Genomic DNA, 25,669 nt, shown 5'->3' on the forward strand with positions numbered 1-25,669 from the left:
ACGCCATGTCGGAGCATGACGATCAGGAACGCACCGAACAACCTTCAGAAAAGCGGCTGCGCGAAGCGCGGGAGAAGGGCGATGTCCCCCGCTCGCGCGACCTTTCCGGCGCCGTGGTGGTGCTGGCGGGCGTGGCCGCGCTGATCAGTGGTGGCGAGCGCTCGATGGATCACGTGCGGCGCATCTACGGCCTCGGCCTGAGCTACGGCCGCGACGCCCTGTTCAGCGACGCGCTGCCCGGCCGCGTGTTCGTCCAGGCCATGCACGAGGCGATGGCGCTGTTCGCGCCGGTGGCGCTGGCCACGGTGCTGGCCGCGCTGGCCGCGCCGGTGTTGCTGGGCGGTCTCAATTTCAGCGCCGAGGCGCTGCAGCCGAAGTTCGAGCGGCTCAACCCGGTCGAGGGGCTGGGGCGGATTTTTGCGCTGCGTGGGCTGGTGGAACTGGCCAAGTCGCTGCTCAAGCTGCTGCTGATCGGCGCCGTGTTGCTGATGGTGTTGCGCAACTGGCAGGCCGACCTGATGGCGACCGGGCAGGGCGAGGTAGGCGCCGGCACGCTCCGGGCGATGGGCTTGTTGGGTCACGGCGCGCTGCTGTTCGGTTCGGTGCTGGCCCTGATTGGCGGCGCCGATGCGCTGTACCAGAAGTTCGACCACACCAAGCGCCTGCGCATGACGCGCCAGGAGCTGAAGGACGAGGCGAAGGAAAGCGACGGTAACCCCGAGCTTAAGGGTCGCATCCGCCAGATGCAGTTCCAGATGGCGCGCAAGCGCATGATGCAGGAGCTGCCCAAGGCCGACGTGGTGATCACCAACCCCACGCATTTCGCAGTGGCGCTGCGCTACGACGAAGGGCGCATGGGCGCGCCTCGTGTGATCGCCAAGGGCCTCGATGAACTGGCCCTGCAGATCCGCATGGTGGCTGGCAGCCACCGCATTCCCACGGTGGAAGCGCCACCGCTGGCGCGCGCGCTGTATGCCACCACCCAGCTCGATCGCGAGATTCCCGCGTCGCTCTACGTGGCTGTCGCCCAGGTGCTCGCCTATGTGTTCCAGCTCAAGCAGGCGGTGGCGCGCGGCGACGATCCGCCGAAGGCGCCCAAGCCCGATGTCGACCCGGACCTGATGGGTCCTTACCAGTTCTGACGGAAATAGCGCATGGCCTCTGCTACCGCCATCGATAGCCTCAAGTCACTTGGTCGCCGCGGCGTCGGCGCGCCGGTGATCATGCTCGCCATGCTGGCGATGATGATGTTGCCGCTGCCGCCGTTTGTGCTGGACATGCTGTTCAGTTTCAACATCGCGCTGTCGCTGGTGATCCTGCTGGCGGTGATCTACGTAATGCGGCCGCTGGAGTTCGCCGCGTTCCCCACGGTGGTGCTGATGGCGACCCTGCTGCGCCTGGCGCTCAACATTGCCTCCACCCGCGTGGTGCTGCTGCACGGCCATAACGGTCCTGGAGCGGCCGGAAAAGTGATCGAGGCTTTCGGCGAATTCGTCATCGGCGGCAACTTCGCGGTGGGCCTGGTGGTGTTCGCCATCCTCACCATCATCAACTTCGTGGTGGTGACCAAGGGCGCCACGCGCGTGTCCGAAGTGACCGCGCGCTTCACCCTGGATGCGATGCCCGGCAAGCAGATGGCGATCGACGCTGACCTCAACGCCGGCCTGCTCAACCAGGAACAGGCGCGCGAGCGTCGCCAGGAAGTTCGCGAGGAAGCCGACTTCTACGGTTCGATGGACGGCGCCTCGAAGTTCGTACGCGGCGACGCCACCGCCGGCATCCTGATCCTGGTCATCAACATCGTCGGCGGCTTCTTCGTCGGCGTGATGCAGCACGGCCTGTCCGCGGCCGAGGCCGCCAAGACCTACACCTTGCTCACTATCGGCGATGGCCTGGTGGCGCAGGTGCCCGCGCTGATGCTGTCCATCGCCACCGCAGTGATCGTCACGCGCGTGTCGAAGGCGCAGGACATGGGCAAGCAGGTGATCGGCCAGTTGTTCGGCCAGCCTCGTGCGCTGGCGGTGGCCGGCACGGTGCTGGGCGTGATGGGACTCATCCCGGGCATGCCCAACATCGCGTTCCTGCTGTTGGGTGGTACCTGCGGCGGCGCAGCGTGGCTGATGGTCAAGCGCGAACGCGAGGCCAAGGAGCGCGTGGCCAGACTGGCTGCAGAAACGCCGCCCCCCGCCGCAGCGCCGGAGCGCATCGAACTGGGTTGGGAAGACGTGGCCAGCGTGGATCCGCTTGGCCTGGAAGTGGGTTATCGCCTGATTCCGCTGGTGGACACACACCAGGGCGGCGAGCTGATGGGGCGCATCAAGTCGGTGCGACGCAAGCTGTCGCAGGAGCAGGGCTTCCTGGTGCCGCCGGTGCATATCCGCGACAACCTCGACCTCGGCCCCAACACCTATCGCATCACCCTGATGGGCGTGCCGATGGGCGAGGCCGAGGTGCACAACGACCGCCTGCTGGCGATCAACCCCGGCCGTGTGCAGGAAGGCCTGCACGGCATTCCTACGCGCGACCCGGCATTCGGCCTGGAGGCGATGTGGATCGAGCCTGGCCACCGCGAGCTGGCTCAGAGCCTTGGCTATACCGTGGTCGATCCGGCGACGGTGATCGCCACGCATCTCTCGCACATCCTGCAGGGCCACGCGCACGAACTGCTCGGCCACCAGGACGTGCAGCAGCTGCTCGACCGCCTCGCGCAGACCGCGCCGAAGCTGGTGGAGGACCTGGTGCCCAAGCGCCTGTCGCTGGGCGTGGTGGTGAAGGTGATGCAAAACCTGCTGGCCGAACGGGTGCCGATCCGCAACATGCGCTCGATCGTCGAATCCTTGGCGGAGCACGCAGGCCAGAGTCAGGATCCCGGCGCGCTCACCGCCGCGGTGCGTGTCGCGCTCGGTCGGCAGATCGTGCAGGAGATCACCGGGCTCGGCACCGAGATCCCGGTCATCACGCTGGCGCCGGAGCTGGAGCAGATCCTGCTCGGATCGCTTGCAAACGGCGGCGTGGCGGGCGCTGCGGTGGAACCGGGCCTCGCCGATCGCTTGCAACAGGGTGTCGCCGAGGCTGCGCGCAAGCAGGAAATGAGCGGCGAGCCGGCCGTGCTGCTGGTCGCGCCGCAGCTGCGTCCGTGGCTCGCACGCTTCACTCGCCACGTGGCACAGAACCTGCACGTACTGGCCTACAACGAAGTGCCGGACAACCGCAGGGTGCGGTTGGTGCAGGCACTGGGACGCTAAGACGCGGGAGAGGGGAATGGAACGTCGGGCAGGGCAGATCGCAACGCCACGTAGAGCCGCATGGCGGCCATGCCGACATGCCACGTCTCCGCGGCGCGCGTTCCGTCAGTGGAGCAAGGCATGAAGATCAAGCGTTTCGTGGCCGCCGACATGCGGCAGGCCATGCGTGAGGTGCGTGAGGATCAGGGTCCTGATGCAGTGATCCTTTCCACGCGTCGCCTGGAGGAAGGCATCGAGATCATCGCCGCCGTGGATTTCGATGAGGCTCTGGTACGCGAGGCGGCCCGTCACGGGGCGCCGTTGCCGGTCGAATCGCGCACGGCGCCGCCGACTGCAGAGGATGCTCCCACGCCGATTCGTCGCGCCGACGCGCTGCCGCCACCGTTGCCGCCTGGCCATCGTCACGAGGACGACGGAGTTACCGTCACCCTGTCGCGCCGGGCGCCGTTGCCGCCGCGCATCGAGGTCACGCCCGCTGCGGCGGCGCGTGCAGAGTCTCCGCAGCCGCCGACGGCCAATCGGTTCGAGGCGACGCAGCCCGTTGCGGCCGCCGCGACAGGGCCCACGCCTGCGGCTCCTGCGGCGGACGTCGAAGCGCCGATCCATCCGCTACTCGAGCGCGCCTTGCAGGACACCGCGCGCGTGCGCGCCGAACTTGGCAGCTTGCGCGACCTGCTGGAGACCCAGCTCTCCAGCCTGATCTGGAACGACATGGAGCGCCGCCACCCAATGCGTGCACGCGTGCTGCGCGAGATGACCCGGCTGGGCATCGAGCCTGATGTGGCGCGACGCCTGGCGGACGAATTGCCACCCAACATCAACGCCGAGCAGGCACGTTACCTGCCGCTGGGCATGCTCAGCCGCAGTCTTTCCATCGGCCGACGCGAAGAGTCCGATCGCCAGGGCGTGGTCGCGCTGGTCGGTCCCACCGGCGTAGGCAAGACCACCACGCTCGCCAAGCTCGCCGCGCGCGCGGTGATGCGCCATGGCGCCTCCCAGGTTGCGCTGGTCAGCACGGATCACTACCGCATCGGCGCCGCCGCGCAGCTGGAACACTACGGCCGCCTGCTTGGCGTGCGCGTGTATCCAGCCTACGACGCCGACAGCCTGCGCCAGGTGCTCACGCTGCTGCGCGGTTGCCACACCGTGCTGGTGGATACCGCCGGCCTCGCCGGCAACGATCCGCGCCTCGCCGAGCAACTGAAGGTGCTCGGCGACGGTGGCGACCTGCGCGCCTGCCTGGTGCTGGCGGCCAACGCCCATGCCTCGTCGCTGGACGAAGCCGTGCGCGCCTACCTGCCGGTGCGGCCGCACGCCTGCATCCTCACCAAGCTCGACGAGGCGCCCAACCTCGGCGGTGCGCTATCCGTGCTGATCCGCCACCGCCTTGCGCTCGACTACATCACCGACGGCCAGCGCGTGCCCGAGGACATCGCCACTGCGGACGCGCGCGTGCTGGTGTGCCGTGCCGCACAGGTGCTCAAGGGCAACCATCCCGCGGATGACGATGCGATGGCGGAACGGTTCGGACTGGCGGTGGCGAACGCATGAGCGGGGTTTTCGCGATGAATCAGGCCATGGGTCTGGAAAGCATGTTGCGCGCGTTGGCCGATCGGCATGGCGCCACGACGAAACCGGCGCATGACCAGGCCTTCGGGCTGGCCAGCCCGGCGCCGCAGAAGCGTTGCCGCGCCATTGCGGTGGCGGGTGGCAAGGGCGGGGTGGGCAAGACCACGGTATCGGTGAACCTCGGCATGTCACTCGCCATGGCGGGGCACGAGGTGATCCTGCTCGATGCCGACATGGGCCTGGCCAACATCGATGTGCTGCTGGGCCTGACGCCCACGCGGCACATCGGCCATCTGCTCGACGGCAGCTGCGGCATCGAGGATCTGCTGCTCACCGGTCCCCACGGACTGAAGGTGGTGCCGGCTGGCTCGGGCACGCGCCGCCTGGCCCAATTGGGCAACGGCGAGCACGCCGCGGTGATCCGCGCCTTCGACGACCTGATGATGCCGCCGGACTACCTGCTGGTGGATACCGCCGCGGGCGTGTCCGACAACGTGGCGATGTTCGCGGCTGCGGCCGATGACGTGGTGCTCGTGGTGTGCGACGAGCCGGCCTCGCTCACCGACGCCTACGCCTTGCTCAAGGTGCTAAGCCGCGACTTCGGCGTCCGTCGCTTTCGCATGGTGGCCAACATGGTGCGCAACATCGGCGAGGCCCGCGTGCTGCACCAGAAGCTGGCGCGGGTATGCGACCGCTTTCTCGACGTGGCGCTGGAATTCATGGGCCACGTGCCCCAGGACGAGCGCCTGCGCCAGGCCATTCGCCGGCAGAGCGCGGTGGTCGATCTGTGGCCATCGAGCCGCTCGGGACAGGCATTCAAGCAATTGGCGGGTGCGGTCGATACATGGGGTGAACCCGAGCGACTGGGGCTGGACCGCATTGCGTTCTTCAGCAGGCACGCCGCAGCGGCGACGGGGTGGTGAGATGAGCGTGGCTTCCGAATACCTGCAACTGCAACGGCAGAGCGCCGATGAACTGGTTCGCCAGCACGCGCCGCTGGTGCGACGGATCGCCTATCACCTGATGGGCCGACTGCCGCCGAGCGTGGACGTGAGCGACCTGATCCAGGCGGGCATGATCGGGTTGCTGGAAGCGGCGCGCAATTTCACCACCGGCCGCAACGCGAGCTTCGAGACGTTTGCAGGCATCCGCATCCGCGGCGCCATGCTCGACGAATTGAGGCGCACCGACTGGACCCCCCGATCGGTGCACCGCAAGGTCCGCGAGATGGCTGAAGTGGTGCGCCAGATCGAGATCGAGACCGGCGCCGATGCCGAGGACGCCGAAGTGATGCGGCGACTCGGCATGGGGGCGGAGGAGTACCACGCGGCGCTGGCCGATGCGGCGAGCGCGCGCTTGCTCAGCCTGTCGGCGCCTGACGACGCCGAGGGTGGCGCAGCGTTCGACGTGGCCGACGGCGAGAGCCTGGGGCCGCAGGACAGCGTGGAGCACGAAGGCATGCGCCGGGCGCTCGTCGACGCCATTGGCAGCCTGCCCGAGCGCGAGCAGTTGGTGATGTCGCTGTATTACGAAGAGGAGTTGAACCTCAAGGAGATCGGCGCGGTGCTTGGCGTCACCGAATCGCGGGTCTGCCAGATCCACGGCCAGGCGATCGTGCGCTTGCGGGCGCGCATGACGGGCTGGACCGAGCAGGTGGAAGCAGGAAATCGGGCGAGGGCAACAGGGAAGAGCAGGGCGCGCGGATCGTAGGACGGTTACCGATTCCACCCTCCCGAATCGCAGGGAAGCCTGGAACACACCGCCATCCCGGCGGCGCCCCTTTGGGGTTCACCGGGACGGCGAGCAAAGAACAAGAGCATCCCCGAAAAGAACGCGGAGAGTCGTTTGGACAAGAACATGAAAATCCTCGTGGTGGACGACTTCTCCACCATGCGGCGCATCGTACGCAACCTGCTGGTGGAGCTGGGTTTCAGCAACCCGCTGATCCAGGAGGCCGACGACGGCGAGAGCGCGTTGGCGATGCTGCGAACCAACGCCTTCGACATGGTCGTCACCGACTGGAACATGCCCAACATGACGGGCATCGACCTGCTGCGTGCGATTCGAGCCGAGCCGGCCCTCAAGGGCCTGCCGGTGCTGATGGTCACCGCCGAGAACAACCGCGACCAGATCATCGCCGCCGCCCAGGCCGGCGTGAACGGCTACATCGTCAAGCCGTTCACCGCAGCCACCCTGCAGGAAAAACTCACCAAGATCTTCGAGCGCCTCGCCGCCAGTGGAGCCACTGCATGAACGCCCAGGTATCCCTGATGGCCGGCGAGTCGATGCCGCAGGAACTGCATGACCTGCTCAACAGCGCTGATGGCGTCGCCTTCGAGCAGGCGCTCGACGTGTTGGTGCGCCAGCGTGAGCAGCGCATGTTCCGTGCCTTGGGCCTGCTGGCCCGCGACCTGCACGACGCCGTGCGTCGCCTTGGCGGCGACCTCGCGCAGGAAGGCGTGCCGGGCAGCGTGGCCGACGCGCGCCAGCACCTGCAGGACGTGCTGGAGATGAGCTCGCAGGCGGCCCACCGCACGCTGGATTTCGCCGAGCGCATGCGCCCGCAGGCCGAGGCGCTGTCCGAGAACGCCGTCGCCGTGATCGACGGCACGCCCGAGGGCGACGTGGCCCATGTGCTGGCCAGGCAGGCGCAGTCGTTCGCCAACGAGTGCCGCGACGGGCTCGCCGACTTCGTGGTCGCGCAGTCCTGGCAGGACCTCTCCGGCCAGCGCATCAAGAAGGTGGTCAATTTCATCGGCAGCGTGGAGAACTCGCTGCTGGAGCTGGTCAGCCTCACCGGCGCGCTGGCCAACGGCGAGGCCGCGGCCGCGCAGGTCAAGGTCACCAGCCAGGACGAGGCCGATCGCCTGCTGAGCGAATTCGGTTTCTGAGGACGGACTCCTGATGGACCCCATGTTCGACAGCGAGCTGCGCGATGCCTTCCTGGCGGAAGCCGGGGACCTCGTGCAGCGCCTGGGCGACCAGCTCATCGGGCTGGAAGCGTCGCCGCGCGACAGCGAACTGCTGAACGCGGTGTTCCGCGCGTTCCACACGGTGAAGGGCGGCGCCGGATTCCTCGCGGTCGAACCGATGGTGCAGCTGTGCCACCACGCCGAGGATCTGCTGAATGTGGCGCGCATCGGCCAGCTGCTGATCGACGCCGAGCGCATGGATGCATTGCTGGAAGCTTTGGACCTGCTGAACGACATGCTGGCGGCGCTGGCCGGTGGCCAGTCGATGGCGATGCCTCCGCAAGGCCTGCTTGACCGGCTGTCGCCTGCCGGGCGCGGCGGGCAGGCGCCGAAGCCGATCGCCATGCCCGTGATGCCGCCGCCCGGTGACGGCCCGATCGACGACGCCGAATTCGAGGCCTTGCTGGACAGCCTGTACGGCGGCGGAGCGCCGGGCGCCCCGGCAGCCTCGCCGGCGCCAGGTGGCAGCATCAGCGACGATGAATTCGAGTCGTTGCTGGACAACCTCCACGGCAAGGGCAGCGCGCCGGGCGCCTCCGAACCGCCGAAGTCGCCTTCCTCGCCGCACGCGATCAGCGATGACGAATTCGAGGCGCTGCTGGACAACCTGCATGGCAAGGGCGCGGCGCCGGGCGCGGTGCATGCCGCGCCCTCACCAACATCATCTCCAGCGCCGGCGGCGCCTGCATCGCGCCAGGCTGCCCCGCCGGAGAACACCGTACGCGTGGATACCGCGCGTCTCGATGCACTGGTGCATCGCGCCGGCGAACTGGTGCTGGTGCGCAATCGCCTGATCAGCCTGGCGGCGCGACATGGCGACGAGACGCTGGCGCTGGCCGCCGCCGAACTCGACCGCGTCGCAGATGCGCTGCAGACCGCCGTACTCGGCATGCGCATGCAACCTGTCGGGCGTCTGTTCCAACGCTTCCCGCGCATCGTGCGCGACCTCTCGCGCCAGCTCGGCAAGGAAGTGGAACTGGTGCAGGAAGGCGAGGGCACCGACCTCGACCGCAGCCTGGTCGAGGCGCTGGCCGACCCGATGGTGCACCTGATCCGCAACGCGCTCGACCACGGCCTGGAAATGCCGGAGGAACGCGAGCGCGCGGGCAAGTCGCGCAAGGGCAAGGTAACGCTCTCGGCTAGCCAGCGCGGCGAACGCATCGTGATCACCGTGGCCGACGACGGTCGCGGCATGAACCCCGAGGTCCTGCGCCGCAAGGCGGTGGAGAAGGGCGTGATCGACGACGCGCAGGCCGCGCGCCTCAACGAAAACGAATGTTATGAACTGATCTTCCGTCCCGGCTTCAGCACGGCCGCCACCGTCTCGGACATCTCCGGCCGCGGTGTCGGCATGGACGTGGTGAAGACGCGCGTGGCCGAACTCGGCGGCACGTTGCAGGTGCGCTCGCAGCTGGGGCGGGGCAGCACGCTGGAGCTGGCGGTGCCGCTCACCATGGCGATCCAGCGCGTGCTGATGGTGCGCGTGGGCGCCCGCTTGCTGGCGCTGCCGCTCAGCAACGTCGAGGAAGTGTTCGAACTGGCGCCTGGCCAGCGCCAATGGCTGGATGGCCGCGTGGTGGCGGCGCATCGCGGCCGTGCGCTCGCCCTGGCCGATCTTGGTGGCTGGGTTGGCGTCGATGGCGCGCCCGGCAGCCACGTGGTCGTGCTGCATATCGGCCACCTGCGACTGGGCTGCCTGGTGCACGCCGTGCTCGGTCGCGAGGACGTGATGGTCAAGCCTTTGGGCCCGCTGTTCGAGGGCGTCCCTGCCGTGGCCGGCGCCACGGTCACCGGCGATGGCCGCCTGGCATTGGTGATGGACCTGGCGGGACTCTCGGCCAGCGATGGCCAACTCCTTCCCTCTTTGCGGATTAGCGCCTGACATGGATCTGGTAAGTCTCATCGGTACGATCCTGGCCTTCGTGGTCGTGATCGTCGGCACCATCCTCAAGGGATCCAGCGTGGAAGCGCTGTGGAATCCCGCCGCCTTCGTGATCGTGTTCCTCGGCACGATTGCCGCGCTGCTGGTGCAGAACCCCGGCAAGGTGCTGAAGAACGCATTGGCGATGTTCCCGCTGGTGTACAAGCCGCCGAGGCACCAGCCTTCGGACCTCATCAGCCGCATCGTGGGCTGGAGCGAGATCTCGCGCCGCCAGGGCCTGCTCGGGCTGGAGCCGCAGATCGAATCGGAGAGCGACACCTTTGTGCGCAAGGGCCTGCAACTGCTGGTCGATGGCAGCGAGCCCGAGGCCATCCGCGGCGTGCTGGAAGTGGAGGTGGGCGCGCGCGAGCACACCGACCTCGCCGCCGCCAAGGTGTTCGAGAACGCCGGCATTTTCTCGCCCACCATGGGCATCATCGGCGCGGTGATGGGCCTGATGGCGGTGATGCAGAATCTGGCCGATCCGAGCAAGCTCGGCCACGGCATCGCGGCGGCGTTCGTGGCCACCATCTACGGCGTGGCGCTGGCCAACCTGCTGATGCTGCCCATGTCCGCTCGCCTGAAGGGGATCGTCCACAAGCAGACCCAGATGCGCGAGATCCTGGTCGAGGGCCTGGTGGCGATCGCCGAAGGTTCCAATCCGCGACAGATCGAATCCAAGCTGCAGGGCTACCTGCCGTGAGGAGGAAGAAACACCACGAGGACCACGTCAATCACGAGGCATGGGCGATTCCCTATGCCGACCTGATGACGCTGCTGCTCGCGTTCTTCGTGGTGATGTACGCGGTCTCGGTGGTCAACGAGGGCAAATACCGAGTGATGTCCGAGTCGATCATCGAGGCATTCAACGGCTCCAGCCACGTGATTGCGCCGATGCCGCAGACGCGCGTGCAGCCGCACAACGTCGATCCTGCCGTGGCCACCCCGGCCGGCCAGCCGGGTGGCGCCACCACGCCGGTGAGCGTGCCGATCCCGCAGCGTCCGCAGCCGGTGCGCGCGGCGGACATGCGCCTGCTTGAGCAGCGCGCCGAGCAGCGCAATCTTGAATTGATCCGCGACCAGGTGCAGCGCGCGCTGCAGCCGCTGATCGACAAGAAGATGGTGGTGGTGCGCAAGACCACCAGCTGGCTGGAGGTCGAGTTGCGCACCGACATCCTGTTCGCCAGCGGCGTCGCCAAGCTCTCGCCGCAGGCTGGCGGTGTGCTCGATGACATGGCGGCGATCCTCAAGCCATTCCCCAATCCGGTGCGCGTCGAAGGCTATACCGACGACCGCCCGATCAATACCTCGCTGTATCCCTCCAACTGGGAGCTGTCCGCCGCTCGCGCCGCCAGCGTGGCTCGCCTGTTCTCCGAGCAGGGCATTGCCCCGGAGCGCCTGGGCATCGTGGGCTGGAGCGAGTATCGGCCCGCCGCCGACAACGGCACCGAGGACGGCCGCAACCACAATCGTCGCGTGCTGATCGTGGTGCTGAGCAATGAGGACGCGCCCAAGCGCCTGTTCAACGACGCCAACAAGGGCATCGAGGTGGCCGACAACGCCGATGCGCCGGCGACGTCTTCGTCTGTCGCCGCCACGCTGCCCGTTGTGCCGCGTTTGGTGTCGATGCCGTCGGCCGGCCGGGGCGCGCCAGCGCCGCAGCCGGGGGCGCCGACCATGCCGAACGCGGACGCGAGCAACCTGACTGTCACGGCGCCGCGCATCGCGCCACCGGAGCATGGCCCATGACGCAGCACACCATGTTGGCCGGCGCAGCCGAACACCGCCCGGGAAGCCCCCTTCGTGATTGACACCCAGACCGCAGGCAGCGACCAGCGCTGGCTTTCGTTCCGCGTCGGCGCACAGCTGTACGCTGCGCCGCTCGGCGAGATCAGTGAAGTGATCCGCGACGGCGAAATCACTCCCGTTCCCGGGGCCGCTGGCGACCTGCTGGGTATCCGCCACCTGCGGGGGCGCATCGTGCCCGTTCTCGATGGCCGCCGTCGTCTTGGCCTTGACGAGGGTCAGGACCTGGATGTCGGTCAGATACGCCTGATCATGCTCTCGCACGGAGCCCACTTGGTGGGTCTGCGCGTGGACGCGATCGGCGACCTGGTGTCGCCGGGCCACAGCGGGATCGCGCCGCCGCCGCCCGGCGCGGCGGCGCGCGTGGATGATCCGGTCTACGGGGTCATTCCATGGCAGGGCAGCTTCGTAGCCCTGCTCGACGTGGGACGCCTGTGCCGCCTGCCTGCCGAAAGCGAAGTGGCCTGATCTGCTTCGATCAATGCAGTATCGCACTCTGTGCACGACAGAGACGCGGCAGCTTCACCCTGACATCGCGTTGCTGCAGAAGAAACGCATTGCGAGAAACGACAGACCGGATCGGTCCGCTGGAGAGCATGGCTGTCGCCGATCTGTAGAGCCCCACGCAACCGACTCGCGGGCTTCCACTGCCAACGCAATCACACCGCCACGACAGACCGGGCGCCTGGCGACCCGTTATGCTTCCGATCGCGGGAGCGTCACCGACGCCCTGCGATACCCCGAGGTCGAGGAGATTGCCGATGTCATCGCCCGCCAGTGACGTGCCGGCCACCTCAGCGGGTCAACGCGCCGTCGTCATCGTGGCCGCCGGCACCGTGCTGGCGTTGCTCTATGTCGGGCGCGAAGTGCTGGTGCCGGTGGTGCTGGCCTTCTTCCTGAGCCTGTTGCTGGCGCCCTGGGTGCGCCTGTACCGACGCCTCGGACTCGGTCATGGCCTCTCCGTGCTGGTCGCGGTGATCGCCTTCGTGGTGATCGGTACCGGTCTGGCCAGCATGATGGGCTCGCAGGTGGTCCACATGGCGCGCGGCCTTCCGCAGTACGAGGCGACCATTCGCGGCAAGGTGACGACGCTGCGCGAGATGACGCTCGGCCGTTTCGAGATCATGCAGGGCGAGGTCGGCAAGGTGATCAACCAGGCCGAGGGAACGTTGCCAGCGGCGCCATCGGCGCCTGAGCATCCGTCGGCATCGCCGGAGTCACCGGCCTCGGAGGCAGGTTCGGTCCATCGACCCACCACGCCGATGGAGGTGATGACGCGCGTGCTCTCCACTGCCTGGATTCCTTTGCAGACCGCCGGCATCGTGCTGGTGGTGCTGGTGTTCGTGTTGCTGGAGCAGGAGTCGCTGCGCGACCGTTTCATCCGCCTCGCCGGCGGTTCGGACTTGCGCGCCACGACGGCGGCGATCAACGACGCGGGCGCCCGCCTGTCGCGCTTCTTCCTGTCGACGTTTTCAGTGAATTTCGGGGTGGGCGTGGCGATCTGGCTCGGCCTGACCGTCATCGGCGTGCCCAACGCGCCGCTGTGGGGCTGCCTCACGGCCGTATTGCGCTTCGTCCCCTACGTCGGTGTGTGGATGGTGGCTGCGCTGGTGGCGTTGTTCGCGGCGGCGGTGACGCCGGGATGGTCGCTGCTGGTGATGACGCTGGTGCTGTACTTCGTGGTCGAACTGGTGGTGTCGCAGCTGGTCGAGCCGTTCCTCTACGGACATACCACCGGCCTGTCGCCCCTGGCGGTGGTGGTCTCGGCGATCTTCTGGAGCTGGCTGTGGGGACCCGTGGGACTGGTGATGTCCACGCCGTTGACGCTGTGCCTGGTGGTGGCGGGGCGTCACGTGGAGGGGCTGAACCTGCTCAACGTGCTGCTGGGTGACGCGCCAGCGCTGACCATGCCGCAACGCTTCTACCAGCGCGCGCTGTCCGGTGATGCCCACGAAATTCTTGCCGAGGCGCGCAGCTTCCTCAAACGCAAGACCTTCGCAGCCTACGGCGACTCGGTCCTGCTGCCGGCGATGCAACTGGGTCGTATCGACCTGATGCGCGGCGCCATCAGCCGCGAGCAACAGAACGTGCTGCGCGACGCCGTGGTGAAAGTGGTCGAAACGCTGGGCCACGACCGCAGTCGATGGTCGTTGCGTCGCATGCGTCCCACCGTGCTCGACGACGCCAGCATCGGGCGTCGCCTGCGCCAGATGCGCGTCGACGTAGCGGGGCGCTGGCAAGGCTCGCTCGCCGTGGCGCCGGGTACTTTGGTGCTCTGCGTGGGGCTGGGCTCGGTGGTCGACGACCTCGCCACCGAAATGCTGACCCGCGTGCTGCGTGACCTTCACATCGACGCCCGCCATCTTGCGCCCGATGATTTCGCCGCCTTCGATGCCGAGCCGCATCCAGAAGCCACGCCTGACGCGGTCTCGCTGGCCTACGTCGTGAGCGCCGATGCCACCGCGGAACGTGCCGATTGCGAGGCCATGAGCGCCACGTTGCGGCAGCGCATGCCGGGCGTCCGCATCGTCGCGTTGCTGCTGCCGGAGCCGCTGGTGACGACGGACGCCGTCGTACCCCTGGGAGCCGACTTCGACGCGGTCACACGATCGTTGGAAGAAGCAGCGCAGCAGGCCATCGCCCTGTTCCCGGCGGATGGGGCGGGCCTGACGCCCCACTGACGGCGACGTGTCGCGATCAGCCCTGCGGCTCGAAGTCGCCGGGGACCCAGCTCTTGTCGAAAAACGTCTTGGTGGGGCCGTACAACCTCAGCAGCACGAAGTAACCCTTGCCCGGCACGGTGCGTATCCAGTTGGTCGCGCCCTTGGGCCGGGTGGGACCGAACCAGATCTCCGTCGTGCCGTCAGCATCGGCGGCGGGTTTGTCCATCTGGTTGAGCGAAGGGAACGGTTGGCCGTTGTCCAGGCCGGACGCCGTGACCGAGTCGTACGCCGTCACCGACCAGAACAGCGCGGCGGGTATGCCCTTGGGCAGGCGCAGCCGATAGGTCTTGCTGCCGCTGAGCGGCTGGTTGTTCACGTCCCAGGCGGTGAAGGGGTACTTGGCGCCCACGTTCTCCATGTTGATCGCCATGCCGGGGCTGGTGGAGTAGGCAAGGGCGAAGAACTTGGTTCGCGCGTCGACTTCGTTATAGGTCGGGGTGGTGAAGTCGGCATTGTCCGGGAACGGATTCATCCAGTGACGATCGGGATAGTAGCGTTGCGCAGGGGCGTCATCGGGGCGCTGGAAGCCCAGCGCTCGCGTCATCTGATAGGCGGTGCGCGCCCCGCGGTCGAGTATCTGTTTGGTATGGGCGTCCGGCTTGAACGGCTGGCCCTTGACGATGCCCAGCGTGGCGAGCACGCCGCGCATCTCCATGTCCTGCGGATCGACGTACTCGTGGTCGACGTAGCGCGCGAGCATGTCGAAGGCGGAACCATCGGTGGGATAAAGCATGTTGGCCGGCTTGCTGGATGCATCGGGGAACACCATCGGCTTGGCGGTCGATTCCTTGCCCAGCGGGTAGATGCGGGTCTGCTCCATCACCTTCACCGGCGGCTCGAGATCCTTGGGGTCCTTGAAGAAGCCGCGCCAGAACACGAACAGGCCGTAGGTGCGCGAGCGGTAGGTGTAATAGCCCTGGTCGGGCACGCTGCCGGTGTAGTCGGGCGGAAGCACCAAGTACTTGCCGCCCTTGCCCTTGTCCGGTCCCGGAAGGCCGACATCGCCGCAGGCGCGCTTGCCGTCGAGCGGCTTCTCCATGCATACCGGGCGCTGGTAGAAATCGTCGAGGATGCCCTGCAGGCCCGGCGGCACTTCGATCACGAGTGGGCCCGTTTCGGCCAGGTCCACGTAGCCCATCGCGTAGATCACATCGGAGTTGGGCGTGGTGACCAGGGTCTTGGCGTTGAGTCGCTCCTTGAAGATCGGCAGCACGTTGTAGCCCTTGCCGAAGACGCGCTCGGAGCCCTCTTTCATCGCCACCATGTTGAGCGCCGGCAGCGCCCACAGGTAAGCCTGCACGGCGCGCTGGTACAACAGCTCATCCTGCAGCTGGGCGGCCTTCTGCGGCGTGGCGTAGCCCTGGATGAAACCATTGTCCTTCGCCTGTGCGTGGACGAGCGAGGCCATGGCGAGGCCAGTGCAGGCGAGCATGGCCAGGGTCAACGAACGATGCATAGATCCTCCCGGGGACGTGGGTATCCGTGGCGGCGCAGCCGTTGGATTGTTGCGCCGGCCGCGTTACTACAGCGGGAACTGCAGGTTGAGGCCAAAGAACAGCTGGAACTGCGGGACGCCGTCGCCTTCGCGGGCCGCGGTGAACTGCGGCTCGGCAAACAGGTTGTAGGTGACGCCGCTGCGGTCCTTCCAGATCTTTCCCATGCCCACGCCCACCGGAAGGTAATGCGTGCCCGCGTGCAGGTCCCAGGTCCAGGTCGCCGTGCTGCGGAAATACCAGGCGCGCGGCAGGTTGTAGATGAAGAAGGGCTGCACCTGCAGGTTGTTCTGGGTCGAGCGGTTGCCCGAACCGGCGAACGAATGCTGCCAGGTCACCAGCCCGCCGATGAGTCCCCAGGCTTTGGGCGCGATGGCCAACGCGGCCAGGCCCGCCTGCCACTTGCCGGTCCCCGTCCGCGAATCGCCCGCGGTGGGCGCGGTCAGTTGCGGTCCAATGCCCATTTCGAACGGCCCGGCCTTGAACAGCGCCACGTCGAATACGTTGAAGTCGCCCATGCGGGTAGTTCTTCCATCCGGCGCCAGGTTGGGCGTGGTCACCAACGGCAACGTCGTGCGCATCAGTTGCGGCAGGCCAAACAGCTTGTGAGGGATGGCGCCACGCAGCAGGAATGCGTTGGCGTCGGCATCGTCGAGGTTGTAATAACTGCCCGTGTAAGCGTCCTGAAGATTCAATCCAAGGCTGGGTTGCAACGGATTGTTCGCAGCGTTCATTTCCGCGTTGGATTGCGCGTGCAACAGCCCCGTTGAGGCCATCCAGACGCCGACCAGCATCCATGCCTTGCGCCACGCCTTCCTCATGATCAACTGCTCCCTGTCATCGACAGGGGGATGATCGGGGTGGCGCGTGGATCGTGCATCGGTAGTTCTACTGTCCGACGGCAGGCAACCACCCGCGTGCGACCGACATCGGTACGGCCAGCGTGATGGCGCCTGCGCTGCCCTGGTGGCGAGCTCACCACCACCGTATTTCTACCTAACTTCGCTAGGTGGATTTTCGCTTGTTGGCCACGAGCCAGATCGCCACGCTGCAACCACAAGCCCATGCCACGGGCGCGAGCCTCCCCCTCGCAGCGTGCCCTTGGCCAATCAACACGTGGTCCAGGGACGATATGAAACGACTTGCGCTGCTTCCCCTCGTCATCGCCTCCGCCATCGCCATCGCCATTCCGGCGCACGCCACCGAAGGTGGCCTGGGGCGCCCGATCACCGGCTTGCAGGCAACCTCGTATTCGGGGCTGATTCCGCCCACGCCCGGCTGGACCTTCGCTGTGTCCTACGCCTATTACGACGGAACCATCAGCGGCACGCGCGAAGTGCCCCTCACCGGCGGCGGCACGTCGCTGGGTCTGGAAGGGCGCTTCGACCTGTTGTCACTCACCGGTGTGTATATCTGGAACACCAAGTCGCCTTCGTGGAACTTCGCCTCGATGGTGACCGTGCCGTTCGCCTATGTCGATGTCACCGCCAATCTGCGCCTTGGCCCGCTGAGCGGAAGCAAGAGCGACAGCGACACTGGCCTTTACGACATGACGTTTGCGCCGGTGATAGCCAGCCATCATTTCAGCCAGACCCAACATCTTTCGCTGTCGCTGTACATCTATGCGCCCACCGGCGATTACAAGACTGGCCAATTGGCGAACCCTAGCCTCAACAACTGGACGTTCTCGCCGACGGTGGGCTACACCCAGCTGTTCCAGGAAGGTTCGCTCGAATGGAGCACCACCACGGCGGTGGATTTCTACACGAAGAACAACGCCACCGATTACCAGAACGGCGCCGTGTTCCGCATCGACTCGCTGCTGATGAAGCGCTTCCCCACTGGCTGGGGCGTGGGCGCGGTCGGCGGCTGGATCTATCAGCTCGAAAAGGACAGCGGGCCGACCGCCGATCTGCTCAATGGATTCAAGGGCCGCTCGCTGGCGCTGGGCCCGATGGTGAACTACATGAAGAAGTGGCAGGGCGGGCAGGTCGAGTTCTCGCTGCGCTGGCTGCACGAGTTCGACGTAAAGAATCGCCTTAAGGGCAACCCGGCGCTGTTGTCCGCCACCATCGCGTTGTGACGCATCAGCACGACGCGCAGGGCGCTCAGTCGAGGCCGCCGGCAATGACCAGCTTGTCCACCGGGTAGCCGCGCAGTCCCGAGCGCAGGCGCAAGCGGTCGAACAGTTCCGGACTCATCGAGGGCGTGCGCGAGAGCACCCACATCGACTTCTTGCTGGGACTGCCGACCACCGCCCACTGATATTCGCTGTCGAGCTCGATGATCCAGTAGTCGGCCCAGACGAACGGCAGCCACGCCAGCCATGCCGGCGCATAGCGCACGCGCAGGGCCCCTGGCTTGTCAGCCAGCCGACGCGCCACGCCGCGGGCATGACCCTTGCCCCCGTCGCAGGTGTGACAGGCATTGCTCATGGCCAGCGTGCCGTCGGTTCGCTCGGTGTAGGTCGCGGTGATGCGGTCGGCGCAGTGGTGCTGGAAGTGCTGAGGCAGGTGGGCGATCTCATGCCACTCGCCGCTGTAGCGGGCGAGATCCACCTGATCGACGGGTTCATTGGGCAGCGACAGCGCGCTGCATGCCAGCGTCGGCAGCGGCACGAATGGCAGGGGGAAGAGTGGACGTTGACCCATGGCGCAATGTCCTCAGCCCGGCCCGGTGGAAGCACGGGGCGCCGTGACCGGGCCGCCGGCCTGCACAAGGCCAGGTTCGTCGGGGACTCGCTGCCGGCGCCTGGGCGCGGCGGGCGTGGATGGGGCAGGCATGGTGGATCCTGGGTGGGGTAGGTCCACTGTTGCCGACGGCAGATGAAAATCGCGTCATGCCGCGCGGGTAGTCGTGGTCGCCAGGCCCGCGGAGATTCAGCCGTGCTCTTCGGCTGCGTCGTAGACGCAGGACAGCACCGCGGCGGCGGCGGCATACAGCGTGCCCGGCACGTCCTGGCGCAGGCGCAACGAGGCGAGCAGGGCGGCCATCTGCGGATCGTGGTGTAGCGGAATGCCGAGTGCGCGGGCGCGCGCCAGCAGAGTCTCCAGCGCTTCGGGCCGCAGCTTGGCGGCGGGCGCCGCGCCGGATGCGCTGCTGGAAAGCTTCAGCGTCACGCGACGCTGGGGATTGGGTAGCGAAGTGCTCATGCCATCGTCTTCAGCAGGATCGCGCTGTGAGGGCTGCTCGCGTGCGGAAGGCCGCGCTGGCAGCTCAGCTGGTCGAGGATCAGGCCATGTGAGGCCAGTTGCTGGCGCAATGCGCCGAACTGCTGTTCGAGCCGATGCACGGTGTCACCTCGCTCCGCCCACAGGCGTACCGAGAGACGCAGATCGCGCAGTTGCAGCTCGCCCTGGACTGGGCCGAGCGACGGCAGGTCCAGCGCAAAGCCCAGCGTCCAGGCGGCGACGGCCTCGGCATCGAGACCGTGCTGCAACTGGAGCTGCAGGATGTCGCGTCCACCCTCACCCTGCAGCGGGATTTCGATCATCCACGCCGATGCGGTGGTGGCCTCAAGCTGCGCCACTTCGACGCGCGCGAGGGCGGCGTGCACCTCGCCGTGGAGGCGACCGAGCAGGGCTCCGATATCGTCGCCGAGCTCTTCCAGCGGCAGCGTCACGCGGGGCTGCGCCTGCACGCCGCGCTGCTGAAGTGGCGGTGGCGTCTCGTTACCACCCGAGGGAGGACGGGGCGCGGGCAGTTCGTCGTCGAGCAAGCTGGCCAGTCGCAGCAAGGCGCCTTTCCAGTCCTCCTGGCTCAGTCCCGCCATGTCGACATGGGGCTGCGCCAGTTCCGCCTCGAGGAACAGGCCGCTGCGCTTGATCGCTTCGGCCAGTCCCTCACCGCGAGTGATCTCGGCGGGCGTGCGCACGCCGTGTTCGAGCAAGGCCAGCGCCGGGCGCAGATAGGCCGGCAACTGGCGCAGGGCCGGGCGTTGCGACAGCGCGTCGAGCGTGGCCAACAGCGGCGCATAGCCGTTCTGCTGCGGCAGGCGCTCGCGCAGGGCAAGCTGGCTGGCCGGCTCGGGCGTATTCGGCGCGATTACTTCCAATTGAGGCTGTGCCCCGAGGCTGAGCACGCGCACCTGGAATTGCGATGGCAGCTGGCCGCGCGGCGCTTCGGTTTCGACGGCCAGCGCGCCGATCTGCAGCACCAGCATGCCCTGTGGGTTGACCCCCAGCGGCCGCGCAGCCAGCACCGTGCCGATGCGCCAACTTTCGGCAGCGCTGCCGGAGGCGGCGCCGGCCCAGGCGAGGGCGGCGAAGCTGGTGGGTTGAATGACCAAGCTGGGCTCCTTGCGGCGGAGCGTCGTGCGCGCGCCCATCCGTGCCCTGTAAGTCGGCGCCTGTCGTGAAAACTTGAGTGGCTTTTTGTCGTGTCCGTCACGGCTCGCGCCCCTGTCGCGGCTAAAGCCATGCGCGCCCCGGCCGATAAGCCTCAGCGAAGACGCCCGCGGGGCGCGGCACGGAGACGATGGCATGGGCGGCAGGACGAAGGGCAAGGGCGAGGCGCGCGTGATCGCGCTGCCGGCTGATTTCCGGCTGGCCAGCACGGCCGACGTCAAGGCAAGCCTGGCCGATGCCTTGGGCGCATCCGCTGCGGAGTTGGATGGCGCCGCCGTGGAGCGCGTGGATTCGGCCGCGCTGCAGCTGCTGCTGGTGTTCCGCCGCGAGGCGGCCGCGCGAGGCCTGGCGCTCGCGTGGTCCGGTGTGAGCGTGGCGATGCGTGAGGCGGCCGACGTGCTCGGCCTGTCCCAGGTCCTGGAATTGCCGGCGTCGATGCCGGCCTGAAACTGAGGTGGAACATGGCAAAGATTCTTGCGGTTGATGATTCGGCTTCGATGCGCGGCATGGTGGCCTTCACCCTGCGCGGCGCCGGCCACGATGTGAGCGAGGCCGAGAACGGCCAGCTGGCGCTGGACGCCGCGCGCGGCGGCAGCTTCGACCTGGTGTTGGCCGACGTGAACATGCCGGTGATGGACGGCATCAGCATGGTGCGCGAGCTGCGCACGATGCCTGCCTACAAGGGCGTGCCGATCCTGATGCTGACCACCGAATCGCACACCGACAAGAAGATGGAAGGCAAGGCGGCCGGCGCCACCGGCTGGCTGGTCAAGCCGTTCGATCCGGAGCAGTTGCTGGCCACCGTCAAGCGCGTGCTGGGCTGATGGCCTTGGCCCCTCTCCTGGCGGGAGAGGGGTTGGGGGAGAGGGTACGGGTCTCGCGCGATCTTCAACGTCGCCCTTCGCCCGCACCACCGTGAAGGTGGCAATGCCCTCATCCGCCTGCCGGCGCCTTCTCCCAGAGGGAGAAGGGACTCGATTTGCATGTCACCGTTCCAACCAGAGACGCACCCCATGAGCAAGACCGGCCTGGCGCAGTTCCAACAGGTGTTCATCGAAGAGAGCCTGGAAGGGCTCGACACGATGGAATCGTCGCTACTCGCGCTGGACAACGGCGGCGACGCGGAACTGGTGCACACCATCTTCCGCGCGGCGCACTCGATCAAGGGCGGCGCGGCCACCTTCGGATTTCCGGAGATGTCGTCGTTCACCCACGAGGCCGAATCGCTGCTCGACGAGGTGCGTGGCGGCAAACGCGCGATTGACGGCGCCATCATCGAACTCTTGCTGCGTACGGTGGACTGCCTGCGCGCCATGTTCGCCCGTGCACAGGCCGGTGAGCCACTCAATGATGCGGTGGCGGAGGCGTTGCGCAACGAGCTGGCTGCGGCCATGGGGCGCGGGGCGCCGGTCGCCGGCGTGCAGGCGCGTCGCGAGGTGGATCAGGCCGATGCCTGGACGGTCCGCTTCCGTCCCCACGCGGGCATGCTGGCGGGCGGCAACGAACCGCTGCGACTGATCCGCGAGCTGGCCGGGCTCGGCGAACTCACGGTGAAGACGGAGCTGGATCGCCTGCCCGCCACCCTGGCGGCGCTCGAGCCCACCGAATGCCACCTGGGCTGGACCATCGAACTGAAGGGACCGGCCCGGCGCGCCGATATCGCGGCCGTGTTCGACTGGGTGGAAGACGAATGCGACCTCGCGATCGAGGCGAAGCACATCGTGGCCGAGGTGGCGTCGCCGGTCGCGACCCCTGCCACGCCGGCAGCGCCCGCGGCCAACGTCGCCGATGCCGGCGCGGTGCGCGCGCAGCGCGAAGCCAGCGCCGAATCCAGTTCGGTGCGCGTATCGATCGACAAGATCGACGGACTGATCAACCTGGTGGGCGAGCTGGTGATTACCCAGTCGATGCTCGATACCTTCCGCGGCGGCGAGGTCGACGCCTCGCGGCTGGCCATGCTCGAGCACGGCCTGGCGCAACTGGCGCGCCACACGCGCGAGCTGCAGGAAAGCGTGATGGGCATCCGCATGTTGCCCATCGCCTCCGTTTTCAACCGTTTTCCGCGCATGGTGCGCGACATCAGCCAGAAGCTCGGCAAGCAGGTGAAGCTGGACCTGGTCGGTGAACAGACCGAGCTGGACAAAACGGTGCTGGAGAAGATCGGTGATCCCATGGTGCACCTGGTGCGCAATGCCATCGACCACGGCCTGGAGACGCCCGAAAAGCGTCGAGCCGCGGGCAAGCAAGACACCGGCACGCTCACCCTGGCCGCATCACATCGCGGCGGCAGCATCGTGGTGGAAGTGTCCGACGACGGCGCCGGTCTCAATCGTGACGCCATCGTCAGCAAGGCGGTGCAGCGTGGCCTGATCGCCAGCGCTGAAGGCATGAGTGACGAGGCCGTGGCGGAACTGATCTTCCAGCCGGGCTTCTCGACGGCCGCCGTCACCACCGATCTGTCCGGTCGCGGCGTGGGCATGGACGTGGTCCGCCGCAACGTGTCGGACCTCGGCGGCACGGTCACCATCCGCAGCACGCAGGGCAAGGGCAGCGTGTTCACCATCACCCTGCCGCTCACCCTGGCCATCATCGACGGCCTGACCGCCGCGGTGGGCGAGGAACGCTACATCGTGCCGCTCGTCTCCATCGTCGAGTCCGTGCAGCTCAAGGCCGACGCGGTGCGCAGCGTGGCGGGCGGCGGCGAACTGTTCCGCTTCCGCGGCGAATACCTGCCGGTGATTCGCCTGCACGATGCGTTCGGCTGCGACACCGCCGTGCAGGCGATCGACGAGGGCCTGATGGTGGTGGTGGAAGGCGACGGCGCACGCATGGGCCTGTTCGTTGACGGCCTGATCGGGCAGCAGCAGGCGGTGGTGAAGTCGCTGGAGGCCAACTATCGCCGCGTGCAGGGCATCTCGGGCGCGACCATCCTTGCCGATGGTTCGGTGGCGCTCATCGTGGACATCGCAGGGCTGGTTCGGCTGCAGGGTCGGCGTAAGGCCGCCTGACAGGGCGCGCGAAGAGAAAAGGACTTTTCTCTCGTCGCTCCCGCGATCGCGGGAATCCGGCGCCTGACGGAAGCAAGTGAAACATTGCCGAATTCCGGACATTCCCTCGCTGGGGCAGCCGGAAGCCGGCAGGACGTACCAAAAAACATCGTATCCCCCAGTCGCGACAGGAAGCCGCGGCCGCTGGCCTGCGGGCTGGTGTCGAGCAGTGCAGGGAATGAATCCGGGCCATCGCATTCCGCCCATTTCATTCTGAAGGTCTCTCCCCATGAAATCCCCATTGAAGTACCTCGATCGCCTCGGCCTTGCGGCCAAGGTCTGGCTGGTCATTGCCTTCGTCGTGGCCGGCCTGGTGACGCTCACCGTCATCACCGCCATGGATAGCCGGCGGTTGCAGATGCAGGCCAGGGTGCATGCCCTGGCCGATGAGGTCGCGACCGCCACCTCGTTGCTGGAAAGCTTCCATGCCCGCGCGCAGGCCGGTGAATTCTCTGATGAGGAGGCGCGTCGGCGCGCGCTGCTCGCGCTGTCGGCGCTTCGCTGGAACGACGGCAAGGGCTACGTGTTCGTATTCGATTCCCACTACGTCATGCGCATGCATCCGATCCTGAGCAAGCGCGTGGGCTCCAGCATCGAGAACGACGCCGACATCACCGGCAAGCACTTCTACCAGGACATGCTGGCGGCGGACCGTCGCGACGGCCATGGCGCCACCGAGTACATCTGGCCCATGCCTGGCAGCCAGGAGCTTCAGCACAAAATCACATATACGGCCTGGTACCAGCCGTGGGATCTGCACGTAGGCGCCGGGGCGTACTTCGTCGACATCGATGCGGAGTTTCGCCAGACGCTGGAAGGCAGCCTGCTGCGCGCGCTGCTGCTCGGAGCCCTGGTGATCGGCGTGGTCTGGCGATCGATGAGCAGCATCCGTCAGAGCATCGGCGGCGAACCCGCGTTCGCCCTGGCGATGGCCAACCGCATCGCCGATGGCGACCTGGCTGGCGGCGAGGACGTTGGCGCCTTCCCTGCCGGGAGCATGCTCGACGCCTTGCAACGCATGCGCAGCAAGCTGGTGGAGATCGTGCGCGAAGTGCAGCAGGGTTCGCAGGCGGTGTCGACCGCGGCCGAACAGATCTCGCGCGGCAATGACGACTTGTCCCACCGCACCCAGGAGCAGGCCTCCAGCCTCGAGGAAACCGCCGCCTCGATGGAGGAGATGACCTCCGTGGTGCGCCAGAGCGCGGACAACGCCGGTCACGCCGACCAGCTCGCGCGCAGCGCACGCGTGCAGGCGGAGCGGGGCGGCGAAGTGGCTGAACGGACCCGCGGCGCCATGGCCGAGATCGAGACGGCCAGCCGGCAGATCACGGACATCGTCCAGCTGATCGACGAGATAGCCTTCCAGACCAACCTGCTCGCGCTCAATGCAGCAGTGGAGGCCGCGCGCGCCGGCGAACAGGGCCGCGGATTCGCGGTGGTGGCTGGCGAAGTTCGCAACCTCGCCCAGCGCAGTGCAGGCGCCGCCAAACAGATCAAGGCGCTGATCGGAGACACCGTCGACAAGGTGCGGGCAGGCTCGGTGCTGGTCGATGAATCCGGCCAGGTGCTCGCCACCATCATCGACGGCGTCAAGCGCGTCACTGACATCGTGGCCGAGATCGCGGCGGCCAGCCAGGAGCAGTCCAGCGGCATTGATCAGGTCAACCGTGCTGTCACGCAGATGGACGAGGTGACCCAGCAAAACGCCGCGCTGGTGGAGGAGGCCGCTGCGGCCGCCCGCGCCATGCAGGAACAAGCCGAGGAGCTGCAACGCCAGGTCCGCTATTTCCGACTGAAGGACGCCCCGACGGCGGCGCCAGCGCCAACGCGCAGACAGGTCGTCCCGACATCCGCGGCGCGGCGCGGCGCGTCGGTCGCCGCCGGCGCCTGGACCGAATTCTGAGGCCACGCTCCTGCGGGAAAGCTCCGCAAGGGAGCGTCGTCCCCTCAAGTTTCGACCACCACCGCCGATCCAGATCCCGAATGGGGCCTCGCACGTGGCCCCGACGACGAGGCAACCATGTCCGATAACCACCGGAGCGAGGCGCTCCAGTCGCAATACCTCACCGTCAACCTCGCCCACGAGGAATACGGCATCGACATCCTGGCGGTCCGCGAGATTCGTGGCTGGACCCCGGTGACGCGCATTCCGCAGGCCCCGCACTACGTGCTCGGCGTGCTCAACCTGCGCGGCGCCATCGTGCCGGTGATCGACATGCGCCTGCGTTTCGGACTGGAGCGAGAGTCGTACAGCGCCACCACCGTCACCGTGATCATCACCGTGGCCGGCCGCAACTTCGGCGTGGTGGTGGACGCGGTGTCGGACGTGCTCGACGTTGCCGACGATGCGATCCGCCCGGTGCCGGACATGGGCGTCACCGTCGATACCGAATACCTGAAGGGCCTGACCTCAGCCGGCGAGCGCATGGTGCTGCTGCTGGATGTGGACAAGCTGTTGCAGCCCCAGGATGCCCAGATGCTGGAGGCGGCGCTGCCCGCCGCCTCCGATGTGAAAGCCGTGGCCTGAACGATCAAGCAGGAAGTCGA

The 25,669-nt window shown here is 67.3% G+C and carries 23 protein-coding genes; 18 read left to right on the top strand and 5 right to left on the bottom strand.

The features are described from left to right. The first annotated feature begins 5 nt into the window (after positions 1-5). The 12 genes from flhB to DVT68_RS15855 all read left to right on the top strand — a co-directional run bounded on the left by flhB (position 6) and on the right by DVT68_RS15855 (position 14,194). Positions 6-1,142 (top strand): flagellar biosynthesis protein FlhB, encoded by a 1,137-nt coding sequence (flhB, locus tag DVT68_RS15800; RefSeq protein ID WP_114826059.1) that lies wholly within the window; start codon positions 6-8, stop codon positions 1,140-1,142. Between the two features lie 12 nt (positions 1,143-1,154). Further along, positions 1,155-3,245 carry a flagellar biosynthesis protein FlhA gene (gene flhA, locus DVT68_RS15805; RefSeq protein ID WP_114826060.1) on the top strand — a complete coding sequence of 697 codons (2,091 nt, stop codon included), beginning with the start codon at positions 1,155-1,157 and terminating at the stop codon, positions 3,243-3,245. A 120-nt stretch (positions 3,246-3,365) separates the two neighbouring features. Beyond that, complete coding sequence (flhF, locus tag DVT68_RS15810; RefSeq protein ID WP_114826061.1) at positions 3,366-4,796, top strand: flagellar biosynthesis GTPase FlhF; 1,431 nt, start codon at positions 3,366-3,368, stop codon at positions 4,794-4,796. After that, complete coding sequence (locus DVT68_RS15815) at positions 4,793-5,737, top strand: MinD/ParA family protein (RefSeq protein ID WP_425477517.1); 945 nt, start codon at positions 4,793-4,795, stop codon at positions 5,735-5,737. The genes flhF and DVT68_RS15815 overlap by 4 nt, the downstream gene beginning before the upstream one ends. A gap of 1 nt (position 5,738) precedes the next feature. After that, positions 5,739-6,524 (top strand): RNA polymerase sigma factor FliA, encoded by a 786-nt coding sequence (locus DVT68_RS15820; RefSeq protein WP_114826062.1) that lies wholly within the window; start codon positions 5,739-5,741, stop codon positions 6,522-6,524. Between the two features lie 135 nt (positions 6,525-6,659). Then, a complete protein-coding gene (cheY, locus tag DVT68_RS15825) occupies positions 6,660-7,067 on the top strand; it encodes a chemotaxis response regulator CheY (RefSeq protein ID WP_114826063.1) in 408 nt (135 codons plus the stop codon). Next, complete coding sequence (locus DVT68_RS15830) at positions 7,064-7,705, top strand: protein phosphatase CheZ (RefSeq protein ID WP_114826064.1); 642 nt, start codon at positions 7,064-7,066, stop codon at positions 7,703-7,705. Before cheY ends, DVT68_RS15830 begins: the two co-directional genes overlap by 4 nt. A gap of 13 nt (positions 7,706-7,718) precedes the next feature. Further along, positions 7,719-9,668: a chemotaxis protein CheA gene (locus DVT68_RS15835; protein WP_114826065.1), complete on the top strand. Its 1,950-nt coding sequence runs from the start codon at positions 7,719-7,721 to the stop codon at positions 9,666-9,668. Between the two features lies 1 nt (position 9,669). Then, positions 9,670-10,410, top strand: a complete 741-nt coding sequence (locus DVT68_RS15840; protein ID WP_114826066.1) for a flagellar motor protein — start codon at positions 9,670-9,672, stop codon at positions 10,408-10,410. Next, positions 10,407-11,456 carry a flagellar motor protein MotD gene (gene motD / locus DVT68_RS15845; protein ID WP_114826067.1) on the top strand — a complete coding sequence of 350 codons (1,050 nt, stop codon included), beginning with the start codon at positions 10,407-10,409 and terminating at the stop codon, positions 11,454-11,456. The genes DVT68_RS15840 and motD overlap by 4 nt, the downstream gene beginning before the upstream one ends. A 54-nt stretch (positions 11,457-11,510) precedes the next feature. After that, entirely contained in the window at positions 11,511-11,981 is a 471-nt protein-coding gene (locus DVT68_RS15850) for a chemotaxis protein CheW (RefSeq protein WP_114826068.1), read from the top strand. 293 nt (positions 11,982-12,274) lie between these two features. Next, entirely contained in the window at positions 12,275-14,194 is a 1,920-nt protein-coding gene (locus tag DVT68_RS15855; protein WP_114826069.1) for an AI-2E family transporter, read from the top strand. Between the two features lie 16 nt (positions 14,195-14,210). Here the strand turns inward: DVT68_RS15855 and DVT68_RS15860 are convergent, their stop codons facing one another. Both DVT68_RS15860 and DVT68_RS15865 read right to left on the bottom strand, forming a co-directional pair. Next, entirely contained in the window at positions 14,211-15,692 is a 1,482-nt protein-coding gene (locus tag DVT68_RS15860; protein ID WP_114826070.1) for a DUF1254 domain-containing protein, read from the bottom strand. Positions 15,693-15,758: 66 nt separating this feature from the next. Further along, positions 15,759-16,550 (bottom strand): hypothetical protein, encoded by a 792-nt coding sequence (locus DVT68_RS15865; protein ID WP_199536083.1) that lies wholly within the window; start codon positions 16,548-16,550, stop codon positions 15,759-15,761. 311 nt (positions 16,551-16,861) lie between these two features. Between DVT68_RS15865 and DVT68_RS15870 the strand changes: the two genes are divergently transcribed. Beyond that, positions 16,862-17,812, top strand: coding sequence for a SphA family protein (locus tag DVT68_RS15870; protein WP_114826071.1), 951 nt, complete (start codon positions 16,862-16,864; stop codon positions 17,810-17,812). 25 nt (positions 17,813-17,837) lie between these two features. On the opposite strand, the gene DVT68_RS15875 is transcribed toward DVT68_RS15870, so the two are convergent. The 3 genes from DVT68_RS15875 to fliK form a co-directional block, all read right to left on the bottom strand. Beyond that, positions 17,838-18,380 (bottom strand): lipocalin family protein, encoded by a 543-nt coding sequence (locus tag DVT68_RS15875; RefSeq protein ID WP_114826072.1) that lies wholly within the window; start codon positions 18,378-18,380, stop codon positions 17,838-17,840. A gap of 228 nt (positions 18,381-18,608) precedes the next feature. Next, complete coding sequence (locus tag DVT68_RS15880) at positions 18,609-18,881, bottom strand: EscU/YscU/HrcU family type III secretion system export apparatus switch protein (protein WP_114826073.1); 273 nt, start codon at positions 18,879-18,881, stop codon at positions 18,609-18,611. After that, the gene (gene fliK / locus DVT68_RS15885; RefSeq protein WP_114826148.1) at positions 18,878-20,017 is read right to left on the bottom strand and encodes a flagellar hook-length control protein FliK; all 1,140 of its coding nucleotides are present in this window, start codon (positions 20,015-20,017) and stop codon (positions 18,878-18,880) included. Before fliK ends, DVT68_RS15880 begins: the two co-directional genes overlap by 4 nt. A gap of 193 nt (positions 20,018-20,210) precedes the next feature. Between fliK and DVT68_RS15890 the strand changes: the two genes are divergently transcribed. From DVT68_RS15890 to DVT68_RS15910, 5 genes are all read left to right on the top strand, one after another. After that, the gene (locus DVT68_RS15890) at positions 20,211-20,522 is read left to right on the top strand and encodes an STAS domain-containing protein (RefSeq protein ID WP_114826074.1); all 312 of its coding nucleotides are present in this window, start codon (positions 20,211-20,213) and stop codon (positions 20,520-20,522) included. A gap of 14 nt (positions 20,523-20,536) precedes the next feature. After that, positions 20,537-20,899 (top strand): response regulator, encoded by a 363-nt coding sequence (locus tag DVT68_RS15895; RefSeq protein ID WP_114826075.1) that lies wholly within the window; start codon positions 20,537-20,539, stop codon positions 20,897-20,899. Positions 20,900-21,088: 189 nt separating this feature from the next. Then, on the top strand, positions 21,089-23,083 hold the full coding sequence (locus tag DVT68_RS15900) for a chemotaxis protein CheA (RefSeq protein ID WP_114826076.1): 1,995 nt from the start codon (positions 21,089-21,091) through the stop codon (positions 23,081-23,083). A 268-nt stretch (positions 23,084-23,351) separates the two neighbouring features. Further along, entirely contained in the window at positions 23,352-25,025 is a 1,674-nt protein-coding gene (locus DVT68_RS15905) for a methyl-accepting chemotaxis protein (RefSeq protein ID WP_114826077.1), read from the top strand. A 117-nt stretch (positions 25,026-25,142) separates the two neighbouring features. Next, positions 25,143-25,649, top strand: coding sequence for a chemotaxis protein CheW (locus tag DVT68_RS15910; RefSeq protein ID WP_114826078.1), 507 nt, complete (start codon positions 25,143-25,145; stop codon positions 25,647-25,649). Positions 25,650-25,669 lie beyond the last annotated feature (20 nt).

The organism is Dyella solisilvae, from assembly GCF_003351225.1.
GTDB lineage: Bacteria > Pseudomonadota > Gammaproteobacteria > Xanthomonadales > Rhodanobacteraceae > Dyella > Dyella solisilvae.

Coding starts and splice junctions, on each gene's coding strand:
- DVT68_RS15815 (WP_425477517.1), top strand. CDS start 4,793: ATGAGCGGGGTTTTCGCGATGAATCAGGCCATGGGTCTGGAAAGCATG.
- flhB (WP_114826059.1), top strand. CDS start 6: ATGTCGGAGCATGACGATCAGGAACGCACCGAACAACCTTCAGAAAAG.
- DVT68_RS15905 (WP_114826077.1), top strand. CDS start 23,352: ATGAAATCCCCATTGAAGTACCTCGATCGCCTCGGCCTTGCGGCCAAG.
- DVT68_RS15855 (WP_114826069.1), top strand. CDS start 12,275: ATGTCATCGCCCGCCAGTGACGTGCCGGCCACCTCAGCGGGTCAACGC.
- DVT68_RS15865 (WP_199536083.1), bottom strand. CDS start 16,550: ATGAGGAAGGCGTGGCGCAAGGCATGGATGCTGGTCGGCGTCTGGATG.
- DVT68_RS15880 (WP_114826073.1), bottom strand. CDS start 18,881: ATGAGCACTTCGCTACCCAATCCCCAGCGTCGCGTGACGCTGAAGCTT.
- DVT68_RS15910 (WP_114826078.1), top strand. CDS start 25,143: ATGTCCGATAACCACCGGAGCGAGGCGCTCCAGTCGCAATACCTCACC.
- DVT68_RS15890 (WP_114826074.1), top strand. CDS start 20,211: ATGGGCGGCAGGACGAAGGGCAAGGGCGAGGCGCGCGTGATCGCGCTG.
- DVT68_RS15835 (WP_114826065.1), top strand. CDS start 7,719: ATGGACCCCATGTTCGACAGCGAGCTGCGCGATGCCTTCCTGGCGGAA.
- DVT68_RS15840 (WP_114826066.1), top strand. CDS start 9,670: ATGGATCTGGTAAGTCTCATCGGTACGATCCTGGCCTTCGTGGTCGTG.
- DVT68_RS15875 (WP_114826072.1), bottom strand. CDS start 18,380: ATGGGTCAACGTCCACTCTTCCCCCTGCCATTCGTGCCGCTGCCGACG.
- flhF (WP_114826061.1), top strand. CDS start 3,366: ATGAAGATCAAGCGTTTCGTGGCCGCCGACATGCGGCAGGCCATGCGT.
- DVT68_RS15830 (WP_114826064.1), top strand. CDS start 7,064: ATGAACGCCCAGGTATCCCTGATGGCCGGCGAGTCGATGCCGCAGGAA.
- DVT68_RS15895 (WP_114826075.1), top strand. CDS start 20,537: ATGGCAAAGATTCTTGCGGTTGATGATTCGGCTTCGATGCGCGGCATG.
- DVT68_RS15820 (WP_114826062.1), top strand. CDS start 5,739: ATGAGCGTGGCTTCCGAATACCTGCAACTGCAACGGCAGAGCGCCGAT.
- flhA (WP_114826060.1), top strand. CDS start 1,155: ATGGCCTCTGCTACCGCCATCGATAGCCTCAAGTCACTTGGTCGCCGC.
- DVT68_RS15900 (WP_114826076.1), top strand. CDS start 21,089: ATGAGCAAGACCGGCCTGGCGCAGTTCCAACAGGTGTTCATCGAAGAG.
- DVT68_RS15870 (WP_114826071.1), top strand. CDS start 16,862: ATGAAACGACTTGCGCTGCTTCCCCTCGTCATCGCCTCCGCCATCGCC.
- DVT68_RS15860 (WP_114826070.1), bottom strand. CDS start 15,692: ATGCATCGTTCGTTGACCCTGGCCATGCTCGCCTGCACTGGCCTCGCC.